The organism is Serratia sp. 22264 (assembly GCF_052045345.1).
Classification (GTDB): domain Bacteria; phylum Pseudomonadota; class Gammaproteobacteria; order Enterobacterales; family Enterobacteriaceae; genus Serratia; species Serratia plymuthica.
In genome coordinates this window covers 229,272-243,319 of sequence record NZ_JBQEOY010000005.1, presented here as the reverse complement: position 1 = coordinate 243,319, position 14,048 = coordinate 229,272, and the positions used below count along the sequence as shown (strand labels likewise).

Below are 14,048 nucleotides of genomic sequence, written 5' to 3'. Positions count from 1 at the left end.
AGGTTTCCTGGCCGCGTATACTGCAAACCTTGAATTATTTTGAGGTTATCTTCCATGTCATTGGCGTTACGCCGTGCAGCCCCCTCTTTGTTGACCCGCCTGCAGGTGCCGGTTCAGGTTGTTTTGTATGCGGTGCTGTTTCTGATTGCCGACCGGTTGGTAAAGCAATTTCATCTGCCGTTGCCCGCCAACATTGTCGGCATGCTGATGCTGCTGGCGCTGATCTTGCTGAGGGTTTTACCGTTGAGCTGGGTCAGGGCCGGTTCACGTTGGCTGCTGGCAGAGATGCTGCTGTTTTTTGTCCCGGCGGTGGTGGCGGTGGTCAACTATGCCCAGTTGCTGATGGTGGAAGGCTGGAAGATTTTTCTGGTGATAGCGATCAGTACCATGTTGACGCTCGGCGTAACCGGGCTGGTGGTCGATCGGGTATACCGTCTAGAGGTTTGGCTGCAGCGGCGGAAACAGCGCGATGAATGATTTTATCCTTAGTCTGGCCTGCTTTCTGGCGACGCTGGCGTTGTACTTCGCCAATAAGAAGCTCTATCGCCGCCATCGTACTCTGCTGCTGATGCCGTTGGTGCTGACCCCCATGATCCTGGTGCTGCTGCTGGTGGTGACGCATATCTCGTATCAGGATTACATCGGTGAAACGCACTGGCTGCTGTGGTTGTTGGGGCCGGCGACTATCGCGTTTGCGGTGCCGGTCTATGAAAACCTGCATATTATCCGCCGCCACTGGCTGTCGCTCACCGCCGGGGTGTTGACGGCGGTGCTGGTGGCGGTCTACAGCTCGGTGTGGCTGGCGCGGCTGCTAACGCTGCCTGAAGAGGTACAGCGCAGCCTGGCGGTGCGGTCCATCACCACGCCGTTTGCGCTGGAGGCCGCCAAACAGATGGGCGGTCAGCCGGATTTAGTGGCGTTGTTCGTGGTGATTACCGGAGTATTCGGCATGGCGGTGGGGGACATTCTGTTCCTGCGGCTGGCGGTGCGCAGCAGCCTGGCCAAGGGCGCCGGGTTGGGGGCGTCGTCGCACGGTGCCGGCACGGCGAAAGCCTATGAAATGGGACAGGAAGAAGGCGTGGTTTCCAGCCTGGTGATGATGCTGGCGGGGGTTATCACGGTGATCGCCGCCCCGCTGATTGGCCAACTGATGTGGTAAAGATATTGAACAATACTACAAGCCCTCGTACGAGGGCTTTTTTTCAGCTGTTAGCCGCGGTTTTAATCAGTTCGACCACCAGAGGCGACAGCTCATCGCGCAACGCGGCACGTTCGGACTGGAACAGCGTAGCGGCGTAAAAACGGTGCCCCGGCAGCTCTATCGAACGTACGTCACCTTCGTGGTCATGGCTACTGATAATCAGCGGGTGTTGCTGCAGATCGGCAACGAACTCCGGGTTAACGCCGAAATTGCAGTGGTAGCCTTCACGCGTTTCCAGCTTGCCGTAAGCGCGGGCGACCAGCGTGTCTGGCTGGAAAATAATGTCCCCGCTTTTTTCCACCAGCGAACAGCTCAACGGAGCGATAACCAGCCGGCCGCCGGTATCGGTTTCCGCATGTCCGGCATCGTGCCACCCCATGACGTTGCGAGCGTATTCCACAATCGCATACTGGAAGCCACCGCAGGAGCCGAGGAAGGGGATATTCTGTTCGCGAGCATGGCGAATGGTCATAAAAACGCCATCGTCATGGTTGTACGGGCTGCCGGGTACCACCCAGATAGCATCATAATCCTGCAATACCGAGGTGTCGGTGAGGGTTTCTGTGGGCAGCCAGTGGGATTGAATATCGACGTTAAGGTGTGCGGCGGTGAGTTGGAGAGCGACGGGGATGGCCTGGTGAGATACGGCCTGGGGTTTGTAATCACCGACCAGAGCAATGCGGACGTGGGTTTTCATCGTTTCCTTTTCCTGTGCGGGTAAAAAAAGAGGTTACAGTAAAGCCGAAGGGCCGACAGCAGGTTTTTTAAACGCAACGCACAAAAAAGCCCGGCGTTTTGGCCGGGCTGGGAAACAGAATCTGGGCTCAGTACAGCGAGGGAGCGCCGATCGGGCGGGTTTTGAAACGGCGATGCAGCCACATGTACTGCTCCGGCGCACGCATGATCTCTTTCTCGACCACTTTGTTCATATAGGCCGCCGCCGCGAGCTCATCGCCTATCGGATAATCTTCCAGGGCAGGCTGGATCAACAGGTCATAGCCGCGGCCTTTCTCGCGGCGTATTAATACCACCGGAACCAGTGCCGGCTTGGCCATACGCGCCAGCATAAAGGTGCCGCTGGTGGTGGCGGCCTGATCGACGGCGAATAACGGCGCGAATACGCTGCCTCGTGGGCCGTAGTCTTGATCCGGAGCGAACCACACGGCTTCACCGCGCTTCAGTGCATGCACCATGCCGCGCAGGTCTTTGCGATCGAGCATGGCCTTGTTGGAACGCATGCGACCTTTGGTCTGCGCCCATTCCATCGCTTTATTGTTGTGCGGGCGGTACATCGCCATCATGGGTTGGCACAGCCCCATAGCACGGCCGCCCAGCTCCAACGACATAAAGTGCACGCCAATCACCAGCACGCCGCGTTCATTCTGCTGCGCCATTTTCAGGTGATTGATGCCGGAGACGTTGAACCAGCGTTTGACGCGTTTATCTGACCAGAACCAGGCCATACCGGTTTCCAGCAGGCCCATGCCGAGGGATTCGAAATTGCCGATCACTTTGCGCTCGCGTTGCGCCTCGTCCATATCCGGGAAGCACAGCTCCAGGTTACGGCGGGTAATGGCGACGCGGCGTTTCAGGAAACGCATCGAGGTGCGGCCCATCCATACGCCGAGCTTGTGCAGCAGCGGGTAAGGCAGTTGAACCAGTAGGAACAAAATGGCCAGGCCGAACCAGGTAAACCAGTAGCGCGGGTGCAGCAGGGCCGAACGGAATTCTTGTGGACGCTTCATATCAACTCATTTATGCAGTAGGGGGCAGCAACCTGTAACGCATAAAGGATCCACTCGATTGCGATACGACTACTAAGACACCCAGACATCATTATGGTTTAGCCAGATTCCATAATTGACTAAATCTTTACACTCGAAGGGGCGATTCGCGCTGCTATCAGGCTTCGGAAGGATGGCTGTAGGCCAGCGAAGGCGGCTCTAGGAATGTTTATTGTATCACACAATACGGGTTACGAAGGAAGAGGAGTAGACGAATATTCTCATTCGCATTACGCCGGCGCTGATGCGGTGTAAAGACAAAGAAAAAGGCGCTTATCAAATGAGATAAAGCGCCTTTTTTCAACAACCTGACTGACTAGTATCAGTTCATGCCGTATTTTTTCAATTTCTTACGCAGCGTACCACGGTTGATGCCCATCATCAGAGCAGCACGGGTTTGGTTGCCACGGGTGTATTGCATCACCATGTCCAACAGTGGCTGTTCAACTTCAGCCAAAACCAGCTCATACAAGTCATTAACGTCCTGACCATTCAGTTGAGCAAAATAGTTCTTCAGTGCTTGTTTAACCGAGTCACGCAGAGGCTTTTGAGTCACTTGATCCTGTGAGTTCACGGTAGAAACGGTCAGTACGTCAGAATTTACGCGTTGTTCGAACATAGTTCTGTCAGCTCTTTTTTGTTACGCAAGATTTTCGAAATATGCCTCCAACGCCTCCAGCTGTTCGCTGGCATCCTCTATGGCGTTGAATGTGCGCCGAAACTGGTCATTCGGGGCGTGTTCCTGTAGATACCAGGACACGTGCTTACGAGCAATCCGGAATCCCTTGCCTTGGCCATAAAAGCCGTGCAATTCCCGAATATGCCCTATCAACAAGCGCTTAACCTCGCCAAGCGGCAAAGGCGGCAGCAACTCCCCAGTGTCCAGATAATGCTGGATTTCCCGGAAGATCCAGGGTCTCCCCTGAGCAGCGCGGCCTATCATCAGGGCATCGGCCCCGGTGTAGTCGAGCACTGCTCTGGCTTTATGCGGGTCAGTAATGTCCCCATTCGCGATAATCGGAATGGAAACACTCTGCTTAACTGCCCGAATGCTGTCGTACTCCGCGTTGCCGTTGAACAGGCAGGCACGGGTTCGGCCATGAATAGTCAGGGCCTGTATACCACAGTCTTCGGCCAGTTGGGCAATCTCTACACAGTTACGGTGTTCTGGCGCCCAGCCGGTGCGAATCTTAAGCGTTACCGGCACATCCACTGCGTTAACCACCGCGTGGAGGATCTGTTTAACCAGATCCGGGTACTGCAGCAACGCAGACCCTGCAAGCTTCCGGTTCACTTTTTTGGCCGGGCATCCCATATTGATGTCGATGATCTGTGCGCCGCCGGCCACGTTAATCCGCGCCGCGGCAGCCATATCATCGGGATCGCATCCGGCAATCTGCACGGAACGGATCCCAGGTTCATCGCTATGTACCATACGCAGACGCGACTTATCCGTCCGCCATACCTCCGGATTGGAGGAGAGCATTTCGGATACAGCCATCCCAGCACCCATTGCATGACATAGGGTTCTAAACGGGCGATCTGTAATGCCGGCCATAGGGGCCGCAATCAAGCAATTTGTAAGCTGGTGGTGTCCAATGCGCATAGACAAAGAGTAACCATACTGTGTCCGCAAGGGCGCGTATATTACGCATTTTTGCGTTGAGATGAAAGGCCAAACTTTGACCAATTTGCCGTTATCGGGCAGAGAAAAGGGGCTGTGTCAGGTTTCATAAAAATATTGTATATATTTTACAATGAGTTGACTTTGATTGATTGTTTTTCGCACAATAAAATATTCCCGACACAACAGAATTTTATCTGTAATCAGCGCGGATTCCACTGGAGAACGGTATCAATATAGGGTGTTTATCAGGGTATTCCGTTGAGAATAGGCTGAATTACGCTTAACCGACTGAACAGGTGTTTATTCGCCGCCGGTGGTCAAAACCGGCGGTGAAGCCCTGCGGATGCCCTTAGTCGATGATGACCCGGCCATTCAGCGGCTGTATCGGGCGGTTGTTCGCATGCCGGACTACGTTCTTGAATTGAGCAATCTGTTCGGCCGACGCGCTGACCGGTTTATCCAGTACCATCCAGCTAACGCCTTCGGAGCAGGGTGGCGTGGTCAGCGAACCGCTGAAGCGATAGAAGTTGAACTGCTTCGGCAGCAGGGCCTGGATATCCAGCGGAGCGCTCAGCACCGCGGTTTGATTGACGGCAGTCGGTATCTGTTGCCAGGCCTTCGCCAATTGCGCGTTTGCCTTGCCTGGCTGGAACATCAACGCCAGCACCGCCAGTTCGCCGTCTTTGCCTTTGTAAACAAAGTGGGCTTCCAACGGGAACTGTTTGCCGTCAATTTCGTTTTCGCTTGGGGCGTGGAAGTGGAACTGCTGCAGCGTGAAGGTACTGCTATCCAGCACCAATGTATTGCCGCCGCTGACGTTGACCTGCACGGTGTGACCGTTGTTGACGATCTGCTGCTTGCCTGGCTGGAATGCCAACTGCAATTGGGCGTGATGGGTTTCCAGGGCGCCTTTGATATTGATCGGCGACTGATTCTTACCGGTTTCGCACAGCGAAAAGTCTGGGGAAAGTTTGCCCCAGTGCGCCGGATCTTCCTGGCCGTCATAGCCCCAATGCGCCTGTTCAGCCGCAGTGGCCGCAAAACTGCCGGCTAAAAGCGCGGCAATCAATAAGTGACCTTTCATGTTAACTCCCTTTAAAAACGACAGTGTGAGATTTGCCTGAATTGTCGCCGTCACCTCAGGGGGCGTTGGCGCCAGGGGGGAGAGAATACACCTACTAACTGTATGTATAAATCGGTCTGGCTTGAGGGAAATAAAAAATCCACCGGAAGGGAGTAACTTCCGATGGATTTTTGCATGAAAGGGCGGTGTGATTAGTTACGCTGGCCGGTGATGCGGCACCATTCTTCGCGCTCTGCGACCGGATCGAGCGTGAATTTATCTTCGTAGGCTTCCGCTACGCTTGCCGCCTGGGTGGCCAGCACGCCGGACAGGCCCAGATAGCCGCCGGACTTCGGCAGGCAGCCGATCAGCGGCGCCAGCTCGCGCAAGGGGCCGGCCAGGATGTTGGCGACCACGACGTCTGCCAGCAGGTCGGCCGGTTGGTCTTTCGGCAGATACAACTCCAGACGCTCTGAAACGCCGTTACGCTGCGCATTGTCGCGGCTGGCCTGAATGGCTTGGGGATCGATATCGATGCCGATAGCGCGCTCTGCACCGAGCTTCAGTGCGGCAATCGCCAGAATGCCGGAACCGCAACCGAAGTCGATAATGGTTTTTCCGGTCAGATCGAGGCCGTCCAGCCACTGCAGGCACAGCGCGGTAGTCGGATGGGTGCCGGTACCGAACGCCAGGCCCGGGTCGAGCATCACGTTGACCGCGTCCGGATCGGGCACGTCGCGCCAGCTCGGGCAGATCCACAGACGCTCGCCAAAGCGCATCGGGTGGAAGTTATCCATCCACTCGCGTTCCCAGTCCTTGTCTTCCAGCTGTTCAATCTTGTGGCGGAAACCGGCGCCCAGCAGCGGATGCTGTTCCAGTATCGCCACCACTTCGGCCATGTCGGTTTCCGCGTCGTACAGCCCGATCACGTCGGTATCGCCCCACAGCAGGGTTTCACCCGGCAGCGGCTCGAACACCGGGTTGTCGTGGGTGTCCTGGAAGGTTACCGATACCGCGCCGCTTTCAACCAGCGCGTCGCTCAGGTCTTCCGCCTGGCTGCCGGTGGTGTTCAGTTTTAGTTGGATCCAAGGCATAGCAATTCTCTTTAAGAGGGTAATGATGACGTCACCCGGCGTTTTTCGCCGACGACGTTACCGATATAAAACGCCAGCAGGCTGAGTAACAACGAAGGCACGATAGGGTGCAACCCCGCCAACTGCAGTTTGAAGCTGGCCAATAGCGTATAGCATACCGCACCCGTCACCATTGAGCTAAGCGCTCCCTGCGCGTTGGCGCGTTCCCAGTACAGGCCAAGCACCAGCGGCCACAGGAAGACTGCTTCCAGGCCACCAAACGCCAGCAGGTTCAGCCAGATGATCATTTCCGGTGGCCGCCAGGCCGCCAGTAGCACCAGCAGACCAAGGATCAACGTGGTCAGGCTGGAGAAACGCTTGATCAACCTTTCGTTCTGCATTTGCTGCGGGCGCACGCCAAGATAGAGATCTTTGACGATAGTGGCGGAAGATTGCAGCAGTTGGGCGTTAATCGTCGACATGATTGCCGCCATCGGTGCGGCCAGGAAAATGCCGGCGGCGTACGGCGGCAGCACGGTGATCATCAGCGTCGGGATCACCTGATCGGGGATCTTCAGATCCGGCAACACCGCGCGGCCCAGCGCGCCGGCCAGATGCATGCCGAACATCAGCACCGCCACCACCATGGTGCCGAGGATAATGCCGCGATGCACCGCTTTGCTGTCTTTGTATGAGATGCAGCGCACCGCAGTGTGCGGCAGGCCAATCACGCCAAAGCACACCAGGATCCAGAACGATGCCATAAAGGGCAGGCTGAGGATCTGCTCGCCGCCCTGCGGCGATACCAGCGCCGGGTCGATCTGCTGCAGTTTGTCCACCGCGCTGTGCAGACCGCCGGCAGCGTGGATCACCGCAACCAGCAGCAGCACGGTGCCAAGCAGCATCACCAGCCCTTGCATGGCGTCATTGAGCACGCTGGCGCGGAAGCCGCCAAAGGCGGTATACAGCGCGATGCTGATGCCGAAAATCAGCAAGCCGGTGTCGTAAGGGATACCGGCAGCGGTTTCCAGCAGGCGCGCACCACCGATAAATTGCACCGTCATGGCACCGAGGAAGGCCACCAGCAGGCTGAGGCTGGCCAACCATACCAACAGACGGCTTTGATAGCGGCCGTACAGCATGTCGTTCAGGGTGATGGCGTTATAGCGGCGTGCCAGAATGGCGAACTTTTTGCCCAGCACGCCGAGCGACAACCACACCGCGGGCAGTTGGATCATTGCCAGCAGCACCCAGCCCAGGCCGTATTTGTAGGCAGCACCGGGGCCACCGATAAACGAGCTGGCGCTGATATAGGTGGCGGTCAGCGTCATGGCCAGCACAAAGCCGCCCATTGACCGGTTACCGAGGAAATATTCGCTGAGGAAGTTACCGCTCTGACGCCGGCTGTAAGCATATACCGACAGGCCGAACACCAGCAGCAGATAAGCGATCAACGGCAGGATCACTTCAGTTTGCATCGCTATCCTCCAGCGAAATATCGCGGAACACGCCGCGTACCATCAGCCAGCACAGGCCGATAAACAGCAGAGGCACCAGCAGGCACGCCATTTCGAACCAGTGCGGCAGGCCGGTGATGCCGGCCTCGCTGCCCGGCAGATAGGCCGCCAGAGACCAGGCCAGCAGATAGAGCAGCGTCAGCACCAGCGCCCAGCGCGCTTCGCGGTGTGCTTGAATAAAGCGTTTGTCCATCAGTGTCTCCCACAGGTTTAGGGTGAGGGATGTATCAAAGGTAGGGAATTTTACGGCATGTCGGCGTTTTGCCAAGCCGTTACTTGCCTGAAACGAAAAAGAAAAAGGCCGGTGATTAACCGGCCTTCTGTCAGGCAATGCGAGTAGCCTGCCTTAGGTTTCCTGCAGACCCAGCTTTTTCTCCAGGTAGTGGATGTTGGTGCCACCGTGCTGGAAGTTTTCGTCGCTCATGATCTTTTGCTGCAGTTCAACGTTGGTTTTGATGCCATCGATGATCAGCTCAGCCAGGGCGTTCTTCATGCGGGCAATGGCCACGTCACGGTTTTCACCGTAAGTGATCAGTTTGCCGATCATGGAGTCATAGTACGGCGGTACGGTATAACCGGCGTAAATATGAGATTCCCAACGCACGCCGAAACCGCCTGGCGCATGGAAACGGGTGATCTTGCCCGGGCTTGGCAGGAAGGTGTTCGCGTCTTCGGCATTGATACGGCATTCCACCGCGTGGCCGTGAACCTTCACTTCGTCTTGTTTGATCGACAGCGGCTGACCGGCAGCGATGCGCAGCTGCTCTTTGATCAGATCCACGCCGGTGATCATTTCGGTCACCGGATGTTCAACCTGAATACGGGTGTTCATTTCGATGAAATAGAACTCGCCGTTTTCATACAGGAACTCGAAGGTGCCTGCACCGCGATAACCGATTTCCACACAGGCCTTCGAGCAGCGCTCGCCGATGTAACGGCGCATTTCGCTGGTGATGCCCGGTGCTGGAGCCTCTTCAACCACTTTCTGGTGGCGGCGCTGCATGGAGCAGTCGCGCTCGGCCAGATAGATGGCGTTGCCCTGGCCGTCCGCCAAAACCTGAATTTCGATATGACGTGGGTTTTCCAGGTATTTCTCCATGTAAACCATGTCATTGTTGAACGCCGCTTTGGCTTCAGCTTTGGTCATGGCAATGGATTGCTCGAGATCTTTGTCGCTGCGCACTACGCGCATGCCACGGCCGCCGCCGCCGCCGGACGCCTTGATGATCACCGGGTAGCCGATGCGCTTGGCGAAGGCACGGTTTTTATCCATGTCGTCGGTCAGCGGGCCATCGGAGCCAGGAACGCAAGGTACGCCGGCTTTCTTCATGGCGTTGATCGCAGAAACCTTGTCGCCCATCAGGCGGATGGTTTCGGCTTTCGGGCCGATGAAGATAAAGCCGGAGCGTTCGATCTGCTCGGCGAAATCGGCGTTTTCGGACAGGAAGCCGTAGCCCGGGTGGATCGCCACTGCGCCGGTGATTTCCGCTGCAGAGATGATAGCCGGGATGTTCAAATAGCTTTTTACCGAGGGCGCAGGACCAATACAGACGGTCTCGTCAGCCAGCAGTACGTGTTTCAGATCGCGATCGGCTGTGGAGTGCACGGCAACGGTTTTGATGCCCAGCTCTTTACAAGCACGCAGGATACGAAGCGCGATCTCGCCGCGGTTGGCGATAACAATTTTATCAAGCATGTTCGCCTCGTTATTCGATGACGACCAGTGGCTCGTCAAATTCAACCGGTTGGCCGTTTTCTACCAGAATAGCTTTAACAACGCCGGATTTGTCCGCTTCGATCTGGTTCATCATTTTCATGGCTTCAACGATGCACAGAGTGTCGCCAGCGTTCACTTTCTGGCCGACTTCGATGAAGGCTTTCGCATCCGGGCTTGGCGTGCGGTAGAAAGTGCCGACCATTGGGGAACGAACGATGTGGCCACTCATGGCCGCCGGTGCTGCCGGGGTTTCTGCGGCAGGCGCGCTGGCAACGGCGCTAGCCAGAGCTGGCTGCTGCTGAGGCTGCATGGCATAGGCCTGTGGCATCATTGGGTAAGTCTGCACCGGAGCGGCACGGCTGATGCGAACCGACTCTTCGCCTTCAGAGATTTCCAGTTCAGAAATGCCTGATTCTTCAACCAGTTCGATCAGTTTCTTGATTTTACGAATATCCATGAGTGTGATTCCGTACTCTTTTTGCGTAGCAATTAGTGGGTTTTTGACAGACGGTTAACCGCTGCCTGTAAAGCAAATGTGTAGCCATCCGCGCCGAGGCCGCAAATCACGCCTACCGCAACATCGGAGAGGTAGGAATGATGGCGGAAAGGCTCGCGGGCGTGCACATTGGAGAGGTGGATCTCGATAAACGGGATCTGCACCGCCAGCAATGCATCGCGCAGCGCCACGCTGGTATGCGTGAACGCGGCAGGGTTAATCAGAATAAAATCCGTGTTGCCGCGTGCCTGATGTATGCGATCGATCAGCTGATACTCGGCGTTGGATTGCAGATGGCTCAGGGTGATATCCAGCGCGGATGCCTGGTTTTCCAATCCGTTAACGATCTCTGTCAGCGTCGTGCTGCCGTACTTCTCCGGCTCACGCGTCCCCAGCAGATTCAGATTGGGGCCGTTCAGAAGCAAAATGTGAGACTTGTCTGCCATTGTGCTGGTATCTCCGGCAATAAAACCATCATCGTAGAAAATAACCCGATGTCACCGATTTGTCACCTGTTAAGGGGGAAATTCACCCTGTGAACAGGAGCAAGGCCGGGCATTATAACGATATCGTAGCAATTCGCAGCTAAATACTGGTCTTATCAGCGAAGATATTCAACCCTAAATCAGCAAACTGACGATGGCGCTATCGCATTATGAGGGATAGAACACAGAAAAGTTCCGCCCTTTAACGCCACCAATTGCGGAATTTCTTGTATCGCAGCGCCAGCAGCAGTATAGCCAACAGGGCGTAAATGAAAGGCTGCGGCGAAAAAGTTTTTACCGACCACAGGTAGTGAATCGGTGCCAGTATCGCCGCCAGATAGACGAAGTTATGCAATGTCTGCCATTTGGCGCCCAGTTTGCGCATGGCCCACAGCGTAGAGGTGGCAGCCAGCGCCAGCAGAATCAGCCAACTGATAATGCCGAGTGTCAGATAAGGACGAGTCACCAGTTCGCGTCCCAGAAGACCGATATTGCTCAGCCCCAACTCAAGCGTTGAATAGCTTATCAGATGCAGCGTGCCCCAGGCAAAACACCACAACCCCACCAGGCGGCGGCAGCGGATCAGCAGCGGTTGGCGGGCATAGCGCGCCAGCGGGGCTATCATCAGGGTCGCCAGCAGCAGTTTCAGCGTCATCCGGCCGGTAAAATGCTGAATATCCTTGGCCGGATCGGCGCTGAACCAGCCCTGATCCACCGCCAGCACCAGCCAGAGAAAAGGCAGGAATGCCGCCAGATAAATAGCGACCTTGATCCCTTTGATGTGAGTCGGAGTTAAACGCACTTAGAAATTCTCCCGCAGGTCCATTCCGCGATACAGCGACGCCACCTGATCGGCATAGCCGTTGAACAGCAGCGTCGGCTGACGTTTGACATCCAGAATGCCGCCGGAGCCGATAAAACGTTCGGTCGCTTGCGACCAGCGCGGATGATCGACGTGCGGGTTCACGTTGGCGTAGAAACCGTATTCATTGGGTGCGGACTCATTCCAGGTCGTCGGCGGTTGATCGCGCACCAGGCGAATATGAACAATCGATTTAATGCCTTTAAAACCGTATTTCCATGGGGTGATCAGCCGCAGCGGCGCGCCATTTTGCGGCGGCAGCGTTTTGCCGTACACGCCAACGGTCAGCAGCGCCAGCGGGTTCATGGCCTCATCCAGACGCAGCCCTTCGACATACGGGTACTTCAGGCCGCCGCCGATAAAACGATCCTTCTGGCCCGGCATCTGTTCCGGATCGTACAGCGTCTGGAAGGCGACATAGCGCGCATTGCTGTTCGGTTCCGCCAGTTTGATGAGTTTACCCAGCTCAAAGCCAATCCAGGGGACGACCATCGACCAGGCCTCCACGCAGCGCACGCGGTAGATGCGCTGTTCCAGTGGGAAGCGTTTGATTAAATCATCGATATCCAGCGTGATGGGTTTACCGACTTCACCGTCGATTCGCACCTTCCAGCCTTCGGTTTTCAATCCGCCGGCATTGGCGGCGGGATCGGCCTTATCGAGACCGAATTCGTAGAAATTGTTGTAACCGGAAACCTTGTCTTCGGGCGTCATGGCCAGTTGCGCCTGCCAGGCGGGCGGCTTGCTGAACGCCAGCGGCTTGCCCGCCGGGGCTTTGGGCCGATCGTTACCTTTGAACCATGACAACACATCGGCCTGCGCATTAAGCGGCAGCGCCAAGGACGCGGCGGTGATACCTAACGCCTGCAGCACTTTGCGCCGCTGATAAAACACGCTCTCGGGCGTGACGTCGGCCTCGGTCAATTTTGGGGATTTGCTCATGGTGTTTTTCTCCGCATTTTTACCCGTCGCCTTGCAAAATGGGGCGTTCAAAGCTGCGCCGGTCAGACTGACTGTAGGGACCGCGTATATTCGCCCCGATGAACGCGGGCGCAGTAGCCGCGCTCCTGCAATACGCTGGGGTATATAAAGGTAAGCATGGCGTGAAAGCAGGGCTTATGCGAGAGGTGGCAGGAAAATATGAAATTTCGCAGAGCGGTTTCCCCCCGTCGCCGGGGGGCGAGAAGATTTAGCGGATTTTCACCAGCGTGCGGCCGGTGACTTGGTTATCCAGCAACGCTGCGGCGGTGGCCGGCGCCTGTTCCAGCGTAATTTCCTGCGTGGCCTGCTGGTAGAAGCTGTCCGGCAGGATACCGGCCAGGCGTTCCCAGGCGGTTTGGCGGCGGTGCAGCGGGGCGTGTACCGAGTCCACACCCTGCAGGCGTACGTTGCGCAGAATAAACGGCATCACCGTGGTGGGCAGGTGATAACCGCCGGCCAGCCCGCAAGCGGCGACGACGCCGTTGTAGTTCATCTGCGCCAGCACCCGTGCCAACAGGGTGTCGCCGACGGTATCTATCGCACCGGCCCACAACTGTTTCTCCAGCGGACGCGGCGCTTCCAGGTAGCCGCTACGCGACAGAACCTCTTTGGCGCCCAGCGCTTTCAGGTAGTCGACGTTGCTTTCGCGGCCGCTGATCGCGGTGACGTGATAGCCCAGGGCCGTCAGAATGGCGATTGCCGCGCTGCCAACGCCGCCGCTGGCGCCGGTCACCAGAATGTTGCCGTCATCCGGCCGTACGCCGCCTTCCTCCAGCGCCATCACGCATAGCATGGCGGTAAAGCCGGCGGTGCCGAGGATCATCGCTTTACGCTCATCCAACCCGTGCGGCAGCGGCACCAGCCATTCGCCGGATACCCGCGCCTGTTCTGCCAGGCCGCCCCAGTGATTCTCGCCGACGCCCCAGCCGGTGAGCACCACGCTCTGGCCCTCTTTAAAGCGCGGGTCTCGGCTGTCACGCACCGTGCCGGCGAAGTCGATGCCCGGCACCATAGGAAATTGGCGGATGATCTTGCCTTTGCCGGTGATCGCCAGCGCATCTTTATAGTTAAGGCTGGACCAGTTGACGTCGATCGTCACATCGCCATCGGGCAGTTGATCGCTGTTGATGTCTTTGATGTGCGCCAAAGTTTGCCCGTCTTGTTGTTCCAATAACAGTGCACGCATGTCACTCTTCCTCTCGTTATCATTTTTTGCCATATATGGCTGAATCAGACTTATTT

Annotated in this window: 16 protein-coding genes; 2 read left to right on the top strand and 14 right to left on the bottom strand. The window is 56.7% G+C overall.

What is annotated here, in order from left to right:
- Positions 1 to 54 precede the first annotated feature (54 nt).
- Together ACTJJ1_RS18470 and ACTJJ1_RS18465 are read left to right on the top strand one after the other, a co-directional pair.
- Entirely contained in the window at positions 55 to 477 is a 423-nt protein-coding gene (locus ACTJJ1_RS18470; RefSeq protein WP_004948705.1) for a CidA/LrgA family protein, read from the top strand.
- Positions 470 to 1,159, top strand: a complete 690-nt coding sequence (locus ACTJJ1_RS18465) for an LrgB family protein (RefSeq protein WP_004948704.1) — start codon at positions 470 to 472, stop codon at positions 1,157 to 1,159. The genes ACTJJ1_RS18470 and ACTJJ1_RS18465 overlap by 8 nt, the downstream gene beginning before the upstream one ends.
- Positions 1,160 to 1,202: 43 nt before the next feature.
- Here the strand turns inward: ACTJJ1_RS18465 and ACTJJ1_RS18460 are convergent, their stop codons facing one another.
- The 14 genes from ACTJJ1_RS18460 to acuI form a co-directional block, all read right to left on the bottom strand.
- Complete coding sequence (locus ACTJJ1_RS18460; protein WP_004948703.1) at positions 1,203 to 1,898, bottom strand: CTP synthase C-terminal region-related (seleno)protein; 696 nt, start codon at positions 1,896 to 1,898, stop codon at positions 1,203 to 1,205.
- 127 nt (positions 1,899 to 2,025) lie between these two features.
- Positions 2,026 to 2,946: a kdo(2)-lipid IV(A) palmitoleoyltransferase gene (lpxP, locus tag ACTJJ1_RS18455; RefSeq protein ID WP_004948702.1), complete on the bottom strand. Its 921-nt coding sequence runs from the start codon at positions 2,944 to 2,946 to the stop codon at positions 2,026 to 2,028.
- A 361-nt stretch (positions 2,947 to 3,307) separates the two neighbouring features.
- Positions 3,308 to 3,604: a DNA-binding transcriptional regulator Fis gene (gene fis / locus ACTJJ1_RS18450; RefSeq protein ID WP_000462905.1), complete on the bottom strand. Its 297-nt coding sequence runs from the start codon at positions 3,602 to 3,604 to the stop codon at positions 3,308 to 3,310.
- 21 nt (positions 3,605 to 3,625) lie between these two features.
- Positions 3,626 to 4,591 carry a tRNA dihydrouridine synthase DusB gene (dusB, locus tag ACTJJ1_RS18445; protein ID WP_004948691.1) on the bottom strand — a complete coding sequence of 322 codons (966 nt, stop codon included), beginning with the start codon at positions 4,589 to 4,591 and terminating at the stop codon, positions 3,626 to 3,628.
- Positions 4,592 to 4,961: 370 nt separating this feature from the next.
- Positions 4,962 to 5,696 carry a carbonic anhydrase gene (locus ACTJJ1_RS18440; RefSeq protein WP_004948687.1) on the bottom strand — a complete coding sequence of 245 codons (735 nt, stop codon included), beginning with the start codon at positions 5,694 to 5,696 and terminating at the stop codon, positions 4,962 to 4,964.
- A 191-nt stretch (positions 5,697 to 5,887) separates the two neighbouring features.
- Positions 5,888 to 6,769, bottom strand: a complete 882-nt coding sequence (gene prmA, locus ACTJJ1_RS18435) for a 50S ribosomal protein L11 methyltransferase (RefSeq protein WP_004948683.1) — start codon at positions 6,767 to 6,769, stop codon at positions 5,888 to 5,890.
- Positions 6,770 to 6,780: 11 nt separating this feature from the next.
- On the bottom strand, positions 6,781 to 8,226 hold the full coding sequence (panF, locus tag ACTJJ1_RS18430) for a sodium/pantothenate symporter (RefSeq protein ID WP_004948678.1): 1,446 nt from the start codon (positions 8,224 to 8,226) through the stop codon (positions 6,781 to 6,783).
- Complete coding sequence (locus ACTJJ1_RS18425; RefSeq protein ID WP_004948675.1) at positions 8,216 to 8,458, bottom strand: YhdT family protein; 243 nt, start codon at positions 8,456 to 8,458, stop codon at positions 8,216 to 8,218. The genes panF and ACTJJ1_RS18425 overlap by 11 nt, the downstream gene beginning before the upstream one ends.
- Positions 8,459 to 8,611: 153 nt before the next feature.
- On the bottom strand, positions 8,612 to 9,961 hold the full coding sequence (gene accC, locus ACTJJ1_RS18420) for an acetyl-CoA carboxylase biotin carboxylase subunit (RefSeq protein ID WP_004948672.1): 1,350 nt from the start codon (positions 9,959 to 9,961) through the stop codon (positions 8,612 to 8,614).
- 10 nt (positions 9,962 to 9,971) lie between these two features.
- Entirely contained in the window at positions 9,972 to 10,439 is a 468-nt protein-coding gene (gene accB, locus ACTJJ1_RS18415; RefSeq protein ID WP_004948669.1) for an acetyl-CoA carboxylase biotin carboxyl carrier protein, read from the bottom strand.
- A gap of 32 nt (positions 10,440 to 10,471) precedes the next feature.
- Positions 10,472 to 10,924: a type II 3-dehydroquinate dehydratase gene (gene aroQ, locus ACTJJ1_RS18410; protein WP_004948665.1), complete on the bottom strand. Its 453-nt coding sequence runs from the start codon at positions 10,922 to 10,924 to the stop codon at positions 10,472 to 10,474.
- Positions 10,925 to 11,165: 241 nt separating this feature from the next.
- The gene (gene msrQ / locus ACTJJ1_RS18405; RefSeq protein WP_004948663.1) at positions 11,166 to 11,765 is read right to left on the bottom strand and encodes a protein-methionine-sulfoxide reductase heme-binding subunit MsrQ; all 600 of its coding nucleotides are present in this window, start codon (positions 11,763 to 11,765) and stop codon (positions 11,166 to 11,168) included.
- Positions 11,766 to 12,767 (bottom strand): protein-methionine-sulfoxide reductase catalytic subunit MsrP, encoded by a 1,002-nt coding sequence (msrP, locus tag ACTJJ1_RS18400; RefSeq protein ID WP_440834770.1) that lies wholly within the window; start codon positions 12,765 to 12,767, stop codon positions 11,766 to 11,768. It lies immediately after the preceding gene.
- A gap of 247 nt (positions 12,768 to 13,014) precedes the next feature.
- Positions 13,015 to 13,992 (bottom strand): acrylyl-CoA reductase (NADPH), encoded by a 978-nt coding sequence (gene acuI, locus ACTJJ1_RS18395; RefSeq protein WP_004948659.1) that lies wholly within the window; start codon positions 13,990 to 13,992, stop codon positions 13,015 to 13,017.
- Positions 13,993 to 14,048: the final 56 nt, after the last annotated feature.

Excerpts from the sequence above, each read along its gene's own strand:
- ACTJJ1_RS18470 (WP_004948705.1), top strand. The coding sequence starts at position 55 with ATGTCATTGGCGTTACGCCGTGCAGCCCCCTCTTTGTTGACCCGCCTG.
- ACTJJ1_RS18465 (WP_004948704.1), top strand. The coding sequence starts at position 470 with ATGAATGATTTTATCCTTAGTCTGGCCTGCTTTCTGGCGACGCTGGCG.
- ACTJJ1_RS18460 (WP_004948703.1), bottom strand. The coding sequence starts at position 1,898 with ATGAAAACCCACGTCCGCATTGCTCTGGTCGGTGATTACAAACCCCAG.
- lpxP (WP_004948702.1), bottom strand. The coding sequence starts at position 2,946 with ATGAAGCGTCCACAAGAATTCCGTTCGGCCCTGCTGCACCCGCGCTAC.
- fis (WP_000462905.1), bottom strand. The coding sequence starts at position 3,604 with ATGTTCGAACAACGCGTAAATTCTGACGTACTGACCGTTTCTACCGTG.
- dusB (WP_004948691.1), bottom strand. The coding sequence starts at position 4,591 with ATGCGCATTGGACACCACCAGCTTACAAATTGCTTGATTGCGGCCCCT.
- ACTJJ1_RS18440 (WP_004948687.1), bottom strand. The coding sequence starts at position 5,696 with ATGAAAGGTCACTTATTGATTGCCGCGCTTTTAGCCGGCAGTTTTGCG.
- prmA (WP_004948683.1), bottom strand. The coding sequence starts at position 6,769 with ATGCCTTGGATCCAACTAAAACTGAACACCACCGGCAGCCAGGCGGAA.
- panF (WP_004948678.1), bottom strand. The coding sequence starts at position 8,226 with ATGCAAACTGAAGTGATCCTGCCGTTGATCGCTTATCTGCTGCTGGTG.
- ACTJJ1_RS18425 (WP_004948675.1), bottom strand. The coding sequence starts at position 8,458 with ATGGACAAACGCTTTATTCAAGCACACCGCGAAGCGCGCTGGGCGCTG.
- accC (WP_004948672.1), bottom strand. The coding sequence starts at position 9,961 with ATGCTTGATAAAATTGTTATCGCCAACCGCGGCGAGATCGCGCTTCGT.
- accB (WP_004948669.1), bottom strand. The coding sequence starts at position 10,439 with ATGGATATTCGTAAAATCAAGAAACTGATCGAACTGGTTGAAGAATCA.
- aroQ (WP_004948665.1), bottom strand. The coding sequence starts at position 10,924 with ATGGCAGACAAGTCTCACATTTTGCTTCTGAACGGCCCCAATCTGAAT.
- msrP (WP_440834770.1), bottom strand. The coding sequence starts at position 12,767 with ATGAGCAAATCCCCAAAATTGACCGAGGCCGACGTCACGCCCGAGAGC.
- acuI (WP_004948659.1), bottom strand. The coding sequence starts at position 13,992 with ATGCGTGCACTGTTATTGGAACAACAAGACGGGCAAACTTTGGCGCAC.